At 38.3% G+C, this 19340-nt stretch carries 14 protein-coding genes; 9 read left to right on the top strand and 5 right to left on the bottom strand.

Annotated features, from left to right (window positions below; all coding sequences use genetic code 11):
* Positions 1 to 402: 402 nt before the first annotated feature.
* From GD597_RS02410 to GD597_RS02380, 7 genes are all read left to right on the top strand, one after another.
* Complete coding sequence (locus tag GD597_RS02410) at positions 403 to 1749, top strand: sigma-54-dependent transcriptional regulator (RefSeq protein ID WP_171606216.1); 1347 nt, start codon at positions 403 to 405, stop codon at positions 1747 to 1749.
* Between the two features lie 295 nt (positions 1750 to 2044).
* Positions 2045 to 2122: a potassium-transporting ATPase subunit F gene (locus tag GD597_RS22180; protein ID WP_171606509.1), complete on the top strand. Its 78-nt coding sequence runs from the start codon at positions 2045 to 2047 to the stop codon at positions 2120 to 2122.
* 3 nt (positions 2123 to 2125) lie between these two features.
* Positions 2126 to 3829, top strand: a complete 1704-nt coding sequence (gene kdpA / locus GD597_RS02400; protein WP_171606215.1) for a potassium-transporting ATPase subunit KdpA — start codon at positions 2126 to 2128, stop codon at positions 3827 to 3829.
* A 149-nt stretch (positions 3830 to 3978) separates the two neighbouring features.
* Entirely contained in the window at positions 3979 to 6024 is a 2046-nt protein-coding gene (gene kdpB / locus GD597_RS02395; RefSeq protein ID WP_171606214.1) for a potassium-transporting ATPase subunit KdpB, read from the top strand.
* A gap of 11 nt (positions 6025 to 6035) precedes the next feature.
* Positions 6036 to 6605, top strand: coding sequence for a K(+)-transporting ATPase subunit C (locus tag GD597_RS02390; protein WP_171606213.1), 570 nt, complete (start codon positions 6036 to 6038; stop codon positions 6603 to 6605).
* Between the two features lie 309 nt (positions 6606 to 6914).
* Positions 6915 to 8036 carry a sensor protein KdpD gene (locus tag GD597_RS02385; protein ID WP_171606212.1) on the top strand — a complete coding sequence of 374 codons (1122 nt, stop codon included), beginning with the start codon at positions 6915 to 6917 and terminating at the stop codon, positions 8034 to 8036.
* Positions 8037 to 9776 (top strand): ATP-binding protein, encoded by a 1740-nt coding sequence (locus GD597_RS02380; protein ID WP_171606211.1) that lies wholly within the window; start codon positions 8037 to 8039, stop codon positions 9774 to 9776.
* Between the two features lie 16 nt (positions 9777 to 9792).
* Here the strand turns inward: GD597_RS02380 and GD597_RS02375 are convergent, their stop codons facing one another.
* Positions 9793 to 11268 carry an ATP-binding cassette domain-containing protein gene (locus tag GD597_RS02375; protein ID WP_171606210.1) on the bottom strand — a complete coding sequence of 492 codons (1476 nt, stop codon included), beginning with the start codon at positions 11266 to 11268 and terminating at the stop codon, positions 9793 to 9795.
* Positions 11269 to 11435: 167 nt separating this feature from the next.
* Positions 11436 to 12359 carry an AraC family transcriptional regulator gene (locus GD597_RS02370; protein WP_171606209.1) on the bottom strand — a complete coding sequence of 308 codons (924 nt, stop codon included), beginning with the start codon at positions 12357 to 12359 and terminating at the stop codon, positions 11436 to 11438.
* 149 nt (positions 12360 to 12508) lie between these two features.
* Between GD597_RS02370 and GD597_RS02365 the strand changes: the two genes are divergently transcribed.
* Both GD597_RS02365 and GD597_RS02360 read left to right on the top strand, forming a co-directional pair.
* Positions 12509 to 14014 (top strand): aldehyde dehydrogenase family protein, encoded by a 1506-nt coding sequence (locus tag GD597_RS02365; protein ID WP_171606208.1) that lies wholly within the window; start codon positions 12509 to 12511, stop codon positions 14012 to 14014.
* Positions 14015 to 14083: 69 nt separating this feature from the next.
* A complete protein-coding gene (locus GD597_RS02360; protein ID WP_171606207.1) occupies positions 14084 to 14458 on the top strand; it encodes a DUF779 domain-containing protein in 375 nt (124 codons plus the stop codon).
* Positions 14459 to 14579: 121 nt separating this feature from the next.
* On the opposite strand, the gene GD597_RS02355 is transcribed toward GD597_RS02360, so the two are convergent.
* The 3 genes from GD597_RS02355 to GD597_RS02345 all read right to left on the bottom strand — a co-directional run bounded on the left by GD597_RS02355 (position 14580) and on the right by GD597_RS02345 (position 18919).
* The gene (locus tag GD597_RS02355) at positions 14580 to 15227 is read right to left on the bottom strand and encodes an HAD family hydrolase (protein ID WP_171606206.1); all 648 of its coding nucleotides are present in this window, start codon (positions 15225 to 15227) and stop codon (positions 14580 to 14582) included.
* A gap of 93 nt (positions 15228 to 15320) precedes the next feature.
* The gene (locus tag GD597_RS02350; protein ID WP_171606205.1) at positions 15321 to 16034 is read right to left on the bottom strand and encodes a hypothetical protein; all 714 of its coding nucleotides are present in this window, start codon (positions 16032 to 16034) and stop codon (positions 15321 to 15323) included.
* Between the two features lie 230 nt (positions 16035 to 16264).
* Positions 16265 to 18919, bottom strand: a complete 2655-nt coding sequence (locus tag GD597_RS02345) for a TonB-dependent receptor (protein ID WP_171606204.1) — start codon at positions 18917 to 18919, stop codon at positions 16265 to 16267.
* Positions 18920 to 19340: the final 421 nt, after the last annotated feature.

Genomic DNA, 19340 nt, shown 5'->3' with positions numbered 1-19340 from the left:
TAGAATAGTGTCAATACCTAAAGGTTAGCATATTTTTTATTACTAGTTTCAGGTAGTTGAATTTGATATTTGTTGCTCTAACAATGCTTAGCCATTAATAAATATCTGAGAAGCACTTTAAACACCTTAACCATTTAATTCACTAACATTTAAATAGTATCAGTACCAGCAACATCCACATTAAGTAATCAGGATTTTGTGGCTCCAAAATAATTTTATACTGGTTATTTATCTGCTGTTATGGCTGTTTAATGCAGCATTTAGTATCTGCCGTACAAGTGTGCGACGCAAGTAAAGCTTCATAGTTATTGATTTGCCGGGCTTCAAAAAAATGCATTTACAATATTTGGTTTTACACAGTATCACTTTTTTATTGACTTACATTTGTATAAACATCTACTAGTGAAAAAAGTGCTGATTATTGATGATGAAGAAAAACTGAGAACCCTTTTAAGCAGGATTATTGGTTTGGAAGGTTTTGAAGTAGTACAGGCACAGGATTGCAAAACTGCCCTAAAAAAACTGGAGCAACATGATATTGATATTGCCTTATGTGATGTTAAACTACCCGATGGCAATGGCGTTGAACTGGTAGCTACCATTAAAAAGAAATTCCCGGCTGTTGAGGTAATATTATTAACTGCTTATGGCAATATTCCTGATGGAGTGCAAGCCATTAAAAACGGCGCATTTGATTATATAACCAAAGGCGATGATAATAACCGAATAATTCCATTGCTAAACCGGGCATTGGAAAAAGCCTCGTTGGCTAAACGGGTACAGCAATTGGAAAAACAATTAATTCATAAATACTCGTTTAATAATATTATTGGCAACTCAAAACAAATAAAGCAAGCCATAGAACTGGCCCGCAAAGTGGCAGCTACTGATACAACTGTATTATTAACCGGTGAGACCGGCACCGGCAAAGAAGTTTTTGCGCAAGCCATTCATCTGGAAAGCAATAGGGCAAACAACCATTTTGTTGCCATTAACTGTGCCGCCTTTAGCAAAGACCTGTTAGAAAGTGAATTATTTGGCCATAAAGCCGGTGCTTTTACCAGTGCAGTAAAAGACCAGAAAGGCTTATTTGAAGAAGCCAATAAAGGCACGCTATTTCTTGATGAAATAGGCGAAATGGCACCCGACCTGCAAACCAAATTATTAAGGGTACTGGAAACAGGCACTTTTTTGCAGGTGGGTGATACCAAACCCACTAAAGTAGATGTGCGCATTATTGCTGCCACCAATAGGGATCTTAAACAGGAAATTGCCGCAGGCCATTTTAGGGAAGATTTGTTTTACCGCATATCTGTTTTTGCCATTCAGCTGCCGGCATTGCGGGAAAGAATAGTAGACATACCGTTACTGGTAAATTATTTTGTTGCCAGCTATGCCCTAAAAGCCAATAAAAAAATTGAAATAATTGAGCCAACATTTATACAATTATTGCAACAGCATCACTGGAATGGCAATATCAGGGAACTAAAAAATGTTATTGAAAGGAGCATCATTTTATGTAACAGCAATACACTTAGTGTGGATTTGCTGCCAGGCGAAATGCAACAATACAATTTGGGTGAAACCAACAACAAACAACTTTCTGCCTTTGATCTTGCCAGCGCCGAAAAACTACATATTCTAAAAGTATTAAACCATACCAGGGGCAACAAAACCGAAACTGCCAAATTGCTCAATATTGCTTTAACAACCTTATATCGTAAGCTGGAAGAATATAAAATACAATAACCCTTTTAAAACGCTATGGTGCACCCTTTCAAAATGAAAGGGTTTTTTATTGCCCCTAAAAACCCAAAAAACCTGAAACCCAATACAGATAAGCTTCTTACCCCTACAGGCCTTAATTGGTGCACTTATTGAAACCACCAGATATTACCAATTCATTACAATGAAAAAGCAAACTGAAGCTGTTTACTACTTCTTAAAACCATTTATATGATGCTGATACTACTAATCACCGCAGGTATAGCCTGCTTTATACTGTTTTACCGGGCCATTAGCTACTTCGAAAAAATATAACACTATGCTTATTTTATTCATCATCGCCATTGCAGTATTTGCTTACATGTGCTATGTACTGCTGCACCCAGAAAAGTTTTAAACCATGAACACAGAATTAACCGGAATTATTTTAATGTATTTGCTGCTGCTGGTAACAGCTATTCCATTAGGCTGGTACATTGGTAAAGTATTCAGCAATGAAAAAACATGGCTGGATGGTATTTTTAATCCGCTTGACAAATTATTCTTTAAGGTAGGCGGCATCAACACAACCAAAGAAATGAACTGGAAACAACATTTACTGGCTTTACTTACCATTAATTTGTTTTGGTTTCTAATAGCCATGTTTGTATTAACCAATATGAGTTGGCTGCCTTTAAACCCAGATGCCAATCCCTCTATGAGTGCCGACCTTGCCTTTAATACAACGGTAAGTTTTATTTCAAATACCAATCTGCAGCACTATTCAGGTGAAACCGGCATGTCGTACCTGGGGCAATTGGTGTTAATGCTATTTCAGTTTATTAGTGCAGGTTGCGGTATGGCTATTTGTGCCATGGTATTTTTTGCCATGAAGGATAAATCCACCGGCAATCCTGTCAATTTCTATGTATTGTTTGTAAAAAGCTGTACCCGAATATTATTTCCATTGGCGTTATTGCTGGCGCTTGTATTTGTACTAAATGGTATGCCAATGACTTTTGAAGGAAAAGATACCATTACCACTTTACAAGGCGATACGGTGCATGTAAGCCGGGGCCCGGTTGCCGCATTTGTAGCCATTAAACAAATTGGCACCAATGGTGGCGGTTTCTTTGGTCCCAATTCCGCACACCCGTTTGAGAATCCCAGTTATTTCACCAATATCATTGAAACGGTGTCTATTTTACTAATCCCAATTGCTATGATATTTGCCCTGGGATATATTTTAAAAAGAAAACGGTTGGCATATACCATATTTGGTGTTATGACGATTGGCTTTTTTCTTTTGCTAATCCCAACCATTTTCAATGAAATAAAAGGCAATCCGGCCATTATGCAAATGGGTATAAACCAAAACCTGGGGAGTATGGAGGGTAAAGAAATCAGGTTTGGTTCGGCGGCTTCTGCATATTGGGCCATTAACACCACAGTTACCAGCAATGGTTCTGTAAATGCTATGCACGATAGCTTAACGCCACTCTCCGGCATGTTTGCCATGTTGGGAATGATGGTAAACGCCTTTTTTGGCGGTGTGGGCGTAGGCTTTTTAAATTTCTATATTTTCATTATTCTGGCTGTATTTATAAGTGGATTAATGGTTGGGCGTACACCAGAATTTTTAGGCAAAAAAATTGAAGCCCGTGAAATGAAAATTGCCATGATCATTGCATTGCTGCATCCCTTACTTATTTTAACGGGTACAGCAATTAGCAGTTTCCTGTATGCAGGCAACCCTACTGCCTATGCGGGATGGTTAAATAATCCAGGCTATCACGGCTTTAGCGAAATGTTGTACGAGTTTAGCTCTTCCAGCGCCAATAACGGCAGTGGTTTTGAAGGCCTTGGCGATAATTCCCCATTCTGGAATATTGCCTGCGGAATAGTAATGTTGCTGGCCCGTTACCTGCCAATTATAGGCCCGGTAGCCATTGCGGGTATTTTATCAAACAAAAAATACATCCCCGAAAGCGCTGGCACACTTAAAACAGATACCGCAACTTTTGGATTAATGGTATTTGCTGTAATTGCAATTGTGGCTGCATTATCCTTTTTCCCTGCCTTGGCATTGGGGCCAATAGCAGAGCATTTTATGTTAAAACCATAATACTTATTATTAGCCGGGCAACCAATATACAATCGGGCTTTACTTGCGTCGCACACTTGTACGGCAATAAATAATTCACCAATAAACAGCCCAAAACAAACCTGTTTGTTTACTGCTAAATACCAATTAGCAATCAAAAAAGCAATATCATGTCAACAAAATCAAACAATAATAAACTCTTCGACGGCACCTTAATACAACAGGCCCTACGCGAATCATTTATTAAACTCAATCCCAAAAAAATGGTCCGTAATCCGGTAATGTTTACCGTTTGGGTTGGCACCCTGGTAATGGCAGGCGTATGTATTTGGATATTAACCGGCGAAAAAAGCCAGGGCAGTATTGCCTACAACCTTATTGTAACCGCGGTACTTTTTATAACGCTTTTATTTGCCAATTTTGCCGAAGCCATCGCAGAGGCAAGAGGCAAAGCACAGGCTGATAGTTTACGAAAAACCAGAGAAGACACACCAGCCAAATTAATACAGCCAGTTGGGGAAATGTTTGTAAATGAGGTAAAAATCATCTCCTCATCCCAACTTAAAAAAGGGGATATATTTTTGTGCGAAGCCGGCGATATTATCCCATCAGACGGTGAAATTGTAGAAGGCCTTGCCACCATAGATGAAAGCGCAATTACCGGCGAAAGTGCTCCCGTGATAAGAGAATCAGGCGGCGATAAAAGTAGTGTTACAGGCGGCACCAAAGTATTATCAGATAAAATAAAAGTAATTGTAACTACCGAACAGGGCGAAAGCTTTTTAGATAAAATGATTGCCCTTGTAGAAGGAGCCAGCCGCCAAAAAACACCCAACGAAATTGCTTTAACTATTCTGCTGGCTGGTTTTACCTTGGTATTTATAATAGTTACCGTTACCCTAAAACCTTTTGCTGATTATGCCCAAACACCCATTACTATTGCCGCCTTTATTTCTTTATTTGTGTGTTTAATTCCAACCACAATTGGTGGTTTGCTTTCTGCTATTGGTATCGCTGGTATGGATAGGGCATTGCGTGCCAATGTAATTACCAAAAGTGGTAAAGCAGTTGAAACTGCAGGTGATATAGATGTATTGTTGTTAGATAAAACCGGAACTATTACCATTGGTAACAGAAAAGCTACTAATTTTTATGCGGCCAACGGGGTGGATGAAAAGCATTTTATACAATGCACCGTACTTAGTTCTATGGCTGATGATACCCCCGAAGGAAAATCGATTATTGAACTGGCTGGCATTAACCCTTTAAGTTTTACTATTAATCATCCAAGATTCATCAAATTCACTGCAGAAACAAGAAGCTCGGGTATTGATTTTGATACTACCCGTATACGCAAAGGCGCAGCAGACGCCATTCGCAGGCTGGCAGAGCGGGAAGGAAATATATTCCCATCTGAAATTGATGAAAGGGTAAAACTTATCTCAAGCAATGGTGGCACCCCGTTGGTAGTAGCAGAAAACGAAAAAGTTATTGGTGTAATAGAATTACAGGATATCATTAAACCTGGTATTAGTGAGCGTTTTGAACGCCTTAGAAAAATGGGTATTAAAACCGTAATGGTAACGGGCGACAACCCGTTAACAGCCAAATACATTGCTGCCAAAGCAGGTGTAGACGATTTTATTGCCGAAGCTAAACCGGAAGATAAAATGAATTATATACGCAAAGAACAATCAGAAGGCAAACTGGTAGCCATGATGGGTGATGGTACGAACGATGCCCCTGCACTGGCCCAGGCCGATGTTGGTGTAGCCATGAACAGTGGCACACAGGCTGCCAAAGAAGCTGGCAATATGGTTGACCTGGATAATGATCCCACCAAACTAATTGAAGTGGTAGAAATAGGCAAACAGCTACTAATGACAAGAGGTACGCTCACTACTTTTAGCATTGCCAACGATGTGGCTAAATATTTTGCTATTGTACCGGCCCTGTTTATTACTTCCATACCAGCATTGCAGGGTATGAATATTATGCAGCTGCACAGTCCGGAAAGTGCTATACTCTCAGCCGTTATTTTTAATGCCATTATTATTCCTTTATTAATACCATTGGCATTAAAGGGTGTAGCTTATAAACCAATTGGAGCTTCTGCATTATTACGCCGCAATTTGCTTATTTATGGCTTGGGTGGTGTACTTATTCCTTTTATTGGTATTAAATTAATTGATTTGTTTGTTTCTATATTTTTCTAAATTTCTATAACATGAAAACGCATATTTTTCCAGCCATCAGGCTTACGGCTATCTGTTTTATTTTTTTCTGCGGCTTGTATACGCTTATTGTGTGGGGCTTTGCTCAATTAGTTCCCAATAAGGGTAAGGGGGAAACGTTTACCGCAAACAATAAAACTTACTATACCAATATTGCACAAAAGTTTAATCAGGATAAATATTTCTGGTCAAGACCTTCTGCGGTAGATTATAATGCAGCCGGTGCAGGCGGTAGTAATAAAGGCCCGTCTAACCCTGATTATCTGGCACAGGTACAGGCAAGAATTGATAGTTTTATGGTACATAATCCTGGCATTAAAAAAGCAGATATTCCGGCGGATATTGTTACGGCAAGCGGTAGTGGTTTAGACCCGGATATTTCTATACAGGCCGCAAAAGCACAAGCGCAAAGAATTGCTTCCATAAGGCAAATACCTGTAACTGCAATTGAGGAGGTAATTACTAAAAATACCAAACAACCTTTACTGGGTTTATTTGGTCCGGCGAGTATAAATGTTTTGCAGTTAAACCTGGCATTAGATGCATTGGCTAACAATAAATAGTATATTCTTTGGGGCCAAACAATTGCACATTAATGTAGCATTCTTGCGTCGCACTCTTGTACGTTCTGTTCCTTATGCAGCAGCCAATGTTTGTTTGTAGCGCAACAGAAATGTAGGCCTTATTTTTTGTTAGAGGTTTTAAAGAAGAAGCAATGAAATGGTACGTATTTGTTTTAAAGCTGAATGTGTATGTTGCCATATAATCCAACAGCACAAGAGTGCGACGCAAGCGGCGATGCCATAGCATAACTGCAGTCGGGCTCATAAAAAGGCCAATATAAAAGCAATAAATCATATTAATGCATCCCAATGGATAAGGATCAAACAGCACAAAAATTTCTGGACCTGATAAAAAAATCGAGGCGCGGAAAATTTAAGATCTATATAGGCATGAGTGCGGGTGTGGGTAAAACCTATCGCATGCTGCAGGAAGCACATGCGCTGTTGCGTAATGGTATAGATATTAAGATTGGCTATATTGAAACCCATAACCGCAAAGAAACACATGCCCTATTAGATGGTTTGCCTGTAATACCGAGGAGACATTTGTTTTACAAGGGAAAATCATTAGACGAATTGGACGTACCCGCCGTAATAAATTTAAGACCCGAAGTGGTGATTATAGATGAGCTGGCACATACCAATATTGAAGGCAGCAAAAACGAAAAGCGCTGGCAGGATGTAATGGAAATTTTAGAAGCTGGTATTAATGTGATTAGTGCGGTTAACATTCAGCATATTGAAAGCCTTAACCAGGAAGTAAAAAACATAACCGGTATAGAAGTAAAGGAACGAATTCCTGATAGCGTAATAGCACAAGCGGATGAAGTGGTAAATATAGATCTTACGGCAGATGAACTGATTACCAGGCTTAAAGAAGGCCATATTTACGATGCTGCCAAAATAGAAATGGCGCTGCAAAATTTTTTTAAAAGCGATCATATTCTGCAACTACGAGAGCTGGCGCTAAAAGAAGTAGCCTCGCAGGTAGTGCGAAAAGTAGAAACAGAAATTACCAAAATACATGCAGTAAAGCACGAACATTTTTTAGCCTGTATAAGCTCTAATGACGCCACAGCAAAAACAGTAATAAGAAAAACTGCCAGGCTTGCTAATTATTATAACAGTAACTGGTATGTGTTATATGTACAAACACCTGATGAGAGCAGCGATAAAATTGCATTGGATAAACAAAGGCACCTGATTAATAACTTTAAACTGGCCACACAGCTGGGTGCAGAAATAATTAAAGTAGCCAATAAACGTGTAGCCAAAGCCATTATTGAACAGGCTGAGTTGAAGAATATAACTACAATATGTGTTGGGAAACCGCATTTAAACCTCTTCAACATAATATTGGCAACCAATGTATTTAAAGAATTACTTAAAAAACTATCTTCAAGTCATATTGATCTTGTAATACTTTCTTAAATGAACATCAAAGCAAAATTAAACCTGGGAATTGGTGTATTGTTTAGCCTGATACTTATATTGGGTATTGTTAGTACCGCCTATATTAATGCATTAAAGGCAGACACGGAAAACATACTTACTGCCAATTATAACTCAATGGAGTATTGCAGAAATATGCTGATAAACCTGGAAGATAAAACCGATAGTTTGCACAAACCTTTTATTGATAATCTTTACAAACAACAACACAATATTACCGAGAAAGGAGAAAAAGAAATAACTGATCAGCTTAGTAATTCATTTGCCGAATGGCTTTCCAATCAACAAGACAGTGCCATGCTGCCCTTTATACGTTCGTCTATTTTTACCTTAATAGATATGAATATGCAGGCATTGCAACTTAAAAGTGAAATGGCCAAACACACAGCAGAAACAGCTACTTTCTGGATTGCTCTTTGCGGCTGTATTTGCTTCTTAATTGCATTTACGCTGCTTATAAACCTACCTGCTACCATAGCCAATCCCATTAAAGAACTCACAGAAAGCATAAAGCAAATTGCAGCCGGAAATTATTCAAGCCGCGTACATTTTGAAACACATGACGAATTTGGCGACCTGGCATTATCGTTTAATACAATGGCACAAAAGCTGGAAGAATACAATCACAGCAATCTGGCCATATTAATGATGGAGAAAAAACGCATTGAAACCTTGATTAATAATATGCACGACCCTGTTGTTGGTTTAGATGAAAACAAAAAAATGATTTTTGCAAATGAGGAAGCTGCAAAAATAATAGGGTTAAGGCAACAGCAAATTATTGGCAAATCGGCTGTAGAATTATCGGTAAGTAACGACCTGATAAGATCCCTTATCCAAGACCTTATGCCTGTTGCGGGAAACAGGGAAAATACCTTACCGCAAAAGCCAACCATATCCATTTATGCCGATGGCAAGGAAAGTTATTTTGAAAAAGAAACCCATACTATTAGTATAATACCAACGGGCGAATCAATGCTTAAAAGCATGGGTACAGTAATTATTTTAAGAAATGTAACCAGTTACAAAGAGCTGGATTTTGCAAAGACAAAATTTATAGCCACAGTTTCTCATGAATTTAAAACACCTATTGCTTCTATAAAAATGAGCCTGCAGTTATTGGAAAATGATCAAATTGGTCATTTAAATGAGGAACAAAAACATTTGGTAAACAGTATAACCGATGACACCAACCGGTTATTAAAAATCACAGGTGAGCTCTTGCATATGACTCAGGCGGAAACAGGTAATATTCAACTATCAGTTGAGCCGGCCATAGCAACAAACATTGTGCAATATGCCATTGATGCCAATAAAATGCAGGCTGAACAAAAAAAAATTTCCATACAACTAAATGCAAAACACAATCTGCCAAAAGTTTTGGCAGATACAGATAAAACCACCTGGGTATTAACCAATCTTATTTCAAATGCCATCCGGTATTCCTATGAAAATGCCGTTATTAATATTGACATTTCTGTAGTAAATAAATGGGTACATTTTGCCGTAAAAGATACCGGGAATGGTATACCACCGCAATACCTGGAAAAATTATTTGACCGGTATTTTCAGGTACCGGGAAGTAAGAAAGGAGGTACCGGTTTAGGTTTGGCTATTTGCAAAGAATTTATAGAAGCACAGGGTGGACAAATTCTCGTTGAAAGCGATTATGGGGCAGGTAGTACATTTACAGTAATACTTCAAATGGCAGCTGAGTAATTGTATACCCAATTGTTTATTGCTTACCGGTGATGGCTGTATTTACTATACGCCCATGTTCCAGTTGAAGCACATGGGTAATACATTCAGGTAATTCATGCTGATAATGACTTACATAAATAAGCGTTTTATTATACTTTAAACAAATATCGTTTACCAATTGAATATAGGTTTGCGCAGTGGCACTGTCAATTCCCTGGCAGGGTTCATCTAATATAAGTAGTGGTGGATTTTTTATTAGCGCCCTTATTAATAATATTAGTCTTTGCTGGCCATTTGATAAAAACCCAAATAATTTATTCTGCAAGTAGGTTAATCCTGTTATTTCAAACCATTGTTGTACCAAATGAGTTTGCGTTTCCTCCAATTTTCTAAACAAGCCAATGGTATCAAAAATACCTGAAGCAACCACCTGAAAACAAGTGAGATCGTAGGCAAAATATTGATGCATTTCAGGAGATACATAACCCGTTTTTTGTTTTATTTCCCAGATGGTCTCTCCCCTGCCCTTTCGCTTATCGAATAAATAAATTTCATTCGCAAATGCCTGCGGATTATCTCCATTGATTAAACTGATTAGAGTTGATTTTCCCGAACCATTGGGCCCGCTTATTTGCCAGCATTCGCCCTTATTTACCTGGCAGTTAATTTGTTGCAGTATGGGCTTGTGATGATAACTGATATTGACATTCACCATTTTAACCGCAATTTCAAAATCTGCTGTTGGGCTTTTATACACATCGGGCAAATGTTGCCATTGAAAACGATTAATTTGATTTGATTGTAAAGTATCAGATAATTGCTCTTTTGTAATATCTTCCTTTAATACCGGTGTTGCTAGTATGCCATTTTTTAAAAATGCTACGTGGGTAATGCAATCCGGCCATTCGCTGTTACTACAGGCATAAATAATACCGGTACCCTGTTGACTTAATTGTAAAAGAATGGTATTTAGTACCTGTCTTGCTGTAGTGTCTAATCCGGTAAAAGGACTATCCAATAAAAGCCAGTTTGCTTTTCGCAAAAGCGCTTCAGCTAATTGTAGTTTTTTATGTTCACCATTGGATAATTGTATTAAGCGGGTATTTAATAATGATTGTAAACCCAGTTGCGATGCAATTGTTGAAATAGCACCTGAATCTGTAGTTATTTGCTGTAATGCCTCGAGTAGGGTTATGGCATCATCGGAATGTTCGGAATTAAATCGTTGCTGATAATAAAAAGTATCAGTATTAGAAAGATTTTTAAACTTATGTTGTGCGGCTAAATATACAATGTTTGGCTGCTGATGGTTTACTGGTGTAAAGCTGATATTGCCCTGGTGTACCAATTTACCTGCAAGGGCCTGCAACAGCGTTGTCTTGCCACTGCCACCTGCACCCACAATAGCAACACATTGCTGCGGGTAAACATTAAAAGAAACCTTATTGAGTATTGTTTGCCCTGCCAGTTGTATAGAAACATTACTAACTTCTAAAACAGGTTCTTGCATATGCCGGATTTTGACGATGAAAATTGAAACATTTTGAGTGGCAATGTAATAACAAAAGCCAGTAAATCTATTGTTATTCTTATAAAGCTATGCTGCCATAAAAACAGAAAGCACAAGAGTGCGACGCAAGCGGCGATACCATTTGCTAAACAGCCGGGTACATACAATTAAAACTGCTGTGGCAAATTATTTAACTGGTATTGTTTGGGGGTTATACCTTCTATAGACTTAAACATCCGTACAAAATAATTTAGATCGCTAAAACCACATTCATAGCATACTGCGGTAACGCTCATATATGGGTTTTTAAGCAGGTTTTTGGCTTTTTTTATGCGTTCCTGCGCAATATATTCCAAAGGACTGATGCCATATTCTCTTTTAAACATGCGGTAAAAAGTGGCTTTGCTCATACAAGCCTGTGCACTTAAATGGGCTACTTCTATTTTCTCGTTGATATTGGCTTTTATATAACCCGTAATAAATGAAAGCGGGTTATTGGAATTTATATCGGCTTCATCGGCTAGGCTAAGGTGTTGGGTTTGTATAATCCGAACAATAAGTTCCTGCAAAGCCAGATCGGCAAGGATATCTTTCCCAATGCCAGAATCGCTACAAATAGAAGTGAGTTTATTGATTGTTTGGGCCAGTTCAATATTGTTTAAAAAATGATAATGGTTGCTATGAAATTGCCAGTATTCAGTGGAACTTCTGGGATAGCGCTCATTTAAAAACTGTAAGGTTTGCTGTATTTTATTATTATCTATAGTTAGTGCAATGCATTGGGTAGGTGTTTGTGCAGAGGCTTCGGGGAAGTCAATTTGCATGGTTACATAAGCCGGCACCAAAACTGTTTCGCCGGGTATGTAATCAAAACCTGGCTTATCAAAAAGATGCATAATTTTTTTCCCGCGCAGCATGCTGGTAACCACAAAATCGGTAAAGGTAAGTGGCACCAATGTAGAGTGCTGGTGGGTTTCATAAATATTTAGTTCGCAATTAGCCAGTGTATAGGCATTGCGGTTTTCCACCAATGTTTTTAATGATTTCTCCGGAGAGATGGCAAAAGTATTTAAAGGATACCTTTTTGGCATGCAATGGCAATTATTCGTTAAGGAATGAAATTAGCACAAATACCTATAACTAAAATGAGAATATTATGCTATTAATTGAGTCGATTCTGCTATTATTTCTTCCAAAATCATTCAAACTTGTTGCTCTTATTTACAAACAAATAAAAAACATGACAACGATTGCACAAAGGCCGTCTTTTAAAGACAAGTACGACAATTTTATTGGTGGCAAATTTGTACCACCTGTAAAGGGTGAATATTTTGATAACCTCTCCCCCATTGATGGCAAAGTATTTACCAAAGCCGCCCGTTCGGGCAAAGAAGACATTGAGCTGGCATTAGATGCCGCTTATGCCGCTTTTCCTTCATGGAGTAATTCCTCTGCTGCTTTTCGTAGCAATATCCTGTTAAGAATTGCACAGGTAATTGAGGATAACCTGGAATACCTGGCCATTGTAGAAACTATTGACAATGGTAAAGCCATCCGCGAAACACGTGCAGCAGATTTACCTTTATGTGTTGACCATTTCCGCTATTTTGCTGGTGTTATACGCGCAGATGAAAGTACGGTTTCTGAGCTGGATGCCAATACCGTTAGTATTAACCTGCAAGAGCCATTAGGTGTTGTTGGGCAAATTATTCCATGGAATTTTCCATTATTAATGGCTACCTGGAAAATAGCACCGGCATTGGCCGCAGGCTGCTGTACCGTGGTAAAACCAGCTGAACAAACCCCTACTTCTATCATTTGCCTGATGGAGTTAATTGCTGATATTTTACCTGCGGGTGTATTAAATGTGGTAACAGGTTTTGGCCCCGAAGCAGGCAAGCCACTGGCCACCTCATCACGGGTAGCTAAAGTAGCATTCACCGGTGAAACTACTACCGGCCGGTTAATTATGCAATATGCCTCAGAAAACCTGATACCTGTTACTATGGAGTTGGGTGGTAAATCGCCAAATATCTTCTTTGAATCAGTGGGTGCGGAAGATGATGCATTTTTTGACAAAGCAGTTGAAGGCGCTGTATTGTTTGCCTTAAACCAGGGTGAGGTTTGTACCTGTCCATCCCGTTTATTGGTACACGAAAACATTTACGATAAATTTATTGAGCGTGTTATTGAGCGCACCAAAGCCATTAAAATGGGCCACCCACTTGATGGCAACACCATGATGGGCGCACAGGCATCAAACGACCAATACGAGAAAATATTATCGTATATTGATATTGGCAGACAGGAAGGTGCAGAAGTATTGTGCGGTGGCGGTGTTTCTACCATGGAAGGCGAAGTAGAAAAGGGTTACTATATTCAACCAACCATTATTAAGGGCCATAATAAAATGCGTGTATTTCAGGAAGAAATTTTTGGCCCGGTAGTTTGCGTTACCACATTTAAAACTACCGAAGAAGCCATTGCCATTGCCAACGACACACTTTATGGTTTAGGTGCCGGTGTTTGGACAAGGGATGCACATGAATTATATCAGGTACCACGTGCTATAAAAGCCGGCCGTGTTTGGGTAAATTCTTACCATGCTTACCCTGCACATGCTCCATTTGGCGGGTATAAAAAATCTGGTTTTGGACGTGAAACACATAAAATGATGTTGAGTCATTACCGCCAAACCAAAAACATGCTTATTTCTTACGACAAGAACAAACTGGGTTTCTTTTAACCCGCAATTGTATACATACACTTCAAAACCTTCGTACATTAGTGCGAAGGTTTTTTAACTTTTTTACATATGATACCCAGAGTAGTTATCACCCCGGCAGCGGCCGATGTTGTGGCGCAATTAAAACAACGTTTTGGCCCATTAATGTTTCACCAAAGTGGCGGTTGTTGCGATGGTTCGCAACCCATGTGTTTTGAAAAAGGCGACTTTAAAACCGGCGGCAGCGATGTGTGTATTGGCGAGGTTGAAGATTGTAGTTTTTATATGGCCAAAGATCAGTTTGCTTATTGGCAATACTGCCAGCTAACGCTTGATATTACCAAAGGGCGGGGCTCCAGTTTTTCTTTAGAAATCCCCATGGGTCTGCGTTTCATTATCCACTCCCGTATTTTTAATGAGGAAGAACTACCGCAACTAACCGAGGTGATAGATTGTGGAGATTAAGTACTAATAGCCAGAGTAAAGCACTTTATTCAACTTTACTTGCGTCGCACTCTTGTACGTTCTGGGCTGTGGGCAGCTTAAAATAATGGGCATAATGGAAACTGTATTTATTGTAGGCAAACTAAATTCTTGCATACAACCAATTGGCAAAATCTGCTATAGAATAAAACAATTCATCCGGCTCAAGCGCTAATAATTTTTCTGGCTCTGCTGTGCCTGCCCAGGCAGCTGCAACTACTGGTATACCTACTTTTCTACTGGCAATAATATCGCTGGGGGCATCACCCACATAAATAATTTGTTCTTTGGGTATTGGTGACAATAATTGGGTAATTTTCTCAATACCTGCAGGTTTGCAAGGGCCTGCGGCATTTCCTGTTTCAATAAATTCAAAATAATGGGTTAGTGCAAATTGTTGCAAAGAAATGGCAGTGCTATATTTTCCTTTACCAGTAACCATGGCTATGCGTATTGGCCTTGATTGCAGGGTAGATAAAATTGTTGGTATCCCCTCAAAAGCTGTAGGGCACAGGGTATGCATTTCTTCATACAAACGTAAATAATCTGCAATACCTTTTTCATAATGTTGCGGTGCCAATGCCATGATGGTACCTTCTTCTGATGGCCCAAATGTGGCCATAATTTCCTCATCGCTGAGAGTATGTTGTACAAGTGGTTCTACTGCCTGCCTGAAAGCTGCCACACAAAGTGGCAATGTATTGGCAATGGTTCCATCCAAATCAAAAATAACCGCTTTTATTGTTTGCATAAATTTCTGAGTACTTTATTGATTTACTTCTATTGCGTTTTTGTTTATACCCAGCATGTTTTATCTGGTATGAAATTATCATTTTAAATTGCCTTAAAACGTTTGTATAATTTCAAAAATATCCAACTCCTTTTTTTGAATAATTCGATTTATTAATTCTTTTGTTCCTCCAATAAAAGTAAATGGCAAATCGTAATCGGACACAATAATCCATTCCTTACAATCTGGATAAATTACAGAAGGGGTATTTTTAATATCTGTTTTATTTGGAAGGTCACCAAATGTAGTAATAAGGCCGCGATAGATGATATCAGTTTCAATTTTTACTGTTTTTATCAATTCAAAATAACAGTTAATCAACAAGTCTCCATAAAGATTTTTAATCTCACTTAAAATATATTGCAGTGCCTCAGTTTCGCAATCCCCTGAACCTGGGAACCAAAAATAATCTGGCCATGGTTTTAACAAGAGTTCTTTATTAATTTCAATATGGGTTTTATAGGCTGTACTTAACTCAAAATTTTTTTTATTTAAGCTAAAAAACGCTTGCCATGTAAGGCTTTTGAAATCATTGTCATCCATTTCATACTCTGCAATTACAACTCCTGCATCAACTTTTTCTTTGGCATCCCAATTTATCCAAAAAGGATGAAGCACTATCGCATATGCTTCAAAAATTTGAGGAACACAGGTAAATAAAAAATAGCTGAAAGCATTATCATCAGTGGGTTTTATTGCACCATATTGCAATTGATTCTTGAATTGGGATGCAATCCAATCAGGTAATAAATTACTGGTTCTTTTCATTAATCCGCATTGATATTAGTATCATATGTTTTGCTAATATAGGTTTTAAATTGGGAATATATGCTCTTTACACCAAGCAGTAATGCACACAAAAAAACACCGCAAAAGCGGTGTTTTTTTATAAGAAACCCTGAGTTAATAACGGCTTTTTTTGAACATGGCCCCGAACCCTGCAGTGTGCGACGCAAGTGACGATGCCATTTGCTATTGCGCTGGGCTCAAAACTTGTACTATTGCATGCCCTGCATAGCATCCTGTGTACCAGAGCTATTCATGTTTTTACGTTTGAATAAATTCACATCCATTTTGCCAAAACGGTAGGAGAAATTTAAACGAAACATTTGTGGGTCGCGAATACGGTTATAGTTTTGAATAAAGTATTCGCTTTGAGAAAACTGGTTGGTATAACGTGTTTTAAAGATATCATTTACACTAAGTGATACGGAAGCCACATCGTTTTTAAGAAAGGTTTTTTTGATGGCAATATCCATACCCCAATACGCTTTTATATACCCCTGAGAAGCACTTTGTGCCTGACCAAAACCCGGAGGTCCGCCCATACCACCGCCACCTGTATTGGCAGGTAAATTAGATTTTGACTGGTAAATGGCGGTTAACTGCATGGTAAACTTAGCAGGCAGTTTAAAGTTACTGTTGAACTTGCCAAACCAGCTCCACAAAGCATCCTGTGAGGTACCGTTGATATTATCGGTGTTAATTTTTGAGTTGTAAATATTTACGTTGGTAGAAATATCCCACCACTTAGTTAAGTAGTTGGTGGAAGTTAATTCTGCACCCGCTGCATAACTTGAATTGGCGTTTATATAGGTATTCACCAAAATATCGCTTCCGGTTAAAGGATCCGTTTCCTGATTTAAATAACGGGTAATTAAATTTGTTTTATGCCTGTAATAAACTGAAGCTAAAAAGGTGTTATTGCCTTTAAAGGTTTTGAGGTAAGACATTTCGTAAGACTGGGTAAATTCCGGTACCAGATCGGGGTTGCCTTTGGTAATATTCAGCTTATCAGTATAATCAATAAATGGAATGGTTTGGAAAAAGTTAGGTCTGTTAATACGTCTGGTATAACTTACCTGTAACTCCTGTTTATTTTTTAACTTCTGGCTTAAGAATACAGATGGAAATAAACTAATAGGGTAATTATTACTAAACTTTACGCCTGTATTGGTAAGTGTGCCATCGTAATTAGAACTCTCAGCCCGTAAACCTAGTTTATAGCCAAAGTCTTTAATAGAACTGGATACAGTTGCATAGGCCGCATACACATTATCTGTGTTTTTGTAATTGCTGGTGGCAGAAGGTACTAATACATACTCATCTGCAGTTTTGTCAAAAACATAATTGTATTGGTTATTGGTACGGCTGCGTATCGCTACACGTGCACCTGTTTCCAATTTTGCATTTTTGGCAAATGGCTTTGTATAATCTGTTTGAAAAGTAAAGTTTTTATCGCTGCCATCTCCAAGTACTTTTTGTAAATCGGTACCCACAATTGTACCATGTGTAGTGGTTAAATAATTGGTGGTATACAAAGAATTGTTTACGTTTTTACCGCCAAAATAGTTGATATCAGCAGTTAACTCCTCCCCGGTTTTGGTAAACAATTGTTTCATGCCAAACACCAGCCCTTTACCATCAAACTGGCGGTGACCAGTAGTTAACCTTTCGCTGTAAGTAGAAATTTTACCACTGTTAAATAAACTATCAGAGGTAATATCAATAATTTCATTAGGATCAAACTCACCATGTACCCTTATACCTGATAATGATAAGGTGGTTTTATTGGTTATAAAATAATCCAGGCCAAGTTTACCAAACATAAAGCCGCCCTTGGTTTTATTAAAGTTATCCTGTGTAACCGAAGTTTCTGGTGTATCTAATAAATTCACCCTGTCTGTTGTACCATAAGTGCGGCCGCGGTTTTGGTTAAACATCATACTGGCAGACAGGTTTAGTTTTCCCTGACGTACACTAAAATCACCACCACCATTCATGGCGCCCCATTTATCAACCCCCACCCTCACATTACCATTATAACCGGTTTTGCGGTTTTTCTTCAGCACAATATTTAAAATACCTGCGCCACCGCCAGATGCATCGTATTTGGCTGATGGATTGGTAATTACCTCTACACTTTCAATTGCATCGGCGGGAATTTGTTCCAATGTAAGTGTTGTAGGCCTGCCATCAATAAAAATGGTAGGACTGCTATTACGAATTGAAACATTACCATCAATATCTACATTCACCGATGGTACATTGCGCATCACATCCAATGCTGTTCCACCTGCACTTACAATATTCTTTTCTACGTTAAATACTTTTTTATCAATATCCAAACGCATTAAAGGCGTTGTAGATTTAACGGTAACACCTGCAAGTTCTTTAGCATCGCTTTTTAATTTAATTTTTCCAAGGTCTTTTTCTGCTAAGGACATTCCTCCCATCATGGCAGACATATCACCACCTGCAGGAGGCCCACCGGCTGGTTTTGCAGCCGTAGGGTCCATTTTAGGCATAAAGGAAATAGTTTGGTCTAAGGCTAAATAACCGGTAGCGGTAATTTTCATTTTAAGCATACCAAACATGGGTAATTCTTCAAAATTAAATTCCCCATTGGCCTTGGTAATAAATGCTTTAAGCAATACATCTTTTTTCTTTTTAGCAACACTGTCATATTTATTTTGAAGTAACACTACAGATACATCAGCAATAGGCTTGCCTGCAGTATCTACAATTTTACCAAATACATGGCCCATGTTAGGAATAGCTTTGGCATTAGCGCCTCCCGGCATACCGGGAAATTGTGCATTTACGGTAAAAGCGGTTAACACCGTAAAAAGGAAAAAGAATAATTGTTTCATTACTATTTATATAATTTCTGTAAAACTAATACCTGAAAAATTATAATTATAACAAATGAGACAAGCAGAAAAAATTCTGCGACGAAAGAAAGAATATAGTTATAAGTGGTAAATCAAAAAATGAAACAACACTTTAATTGAAAATTCACGATTAATGCAATACAAACAGGTACACTTATATTATTACCAAATTTTATTAACCCTGCTAAAACCCTTATGCAGCTTTGCTTGCGTCGCACTCTTGTACTATAACAATACTATGCAGCAATTAACAATAACCAATAATAAAACAACTATCACAACATCATTCAAATAAGAATACTTAAAGCCAACGCACAAAAAACCCTCTGTAAAAACAGAAGGCCTAAACGGCCTTTTATTGCCGCTTATGAGACTATTTTATAGCTCTTAATTATTGCTG

This window comes from Limnovirga soli, assembly GCF_013106755.1.
In the GTDB taxonomy this organism is placed as follows: Bacteria; Bacteroidota; Bacteroidia; order Chitinophagales; family Chitinophagaceae; genus Limnovirga; species Limnovirga soli.
Note: the sequence above shows the minus strand (reverse complement) of the source record. Positions and strands in the feature narration are given on the sequence as shown.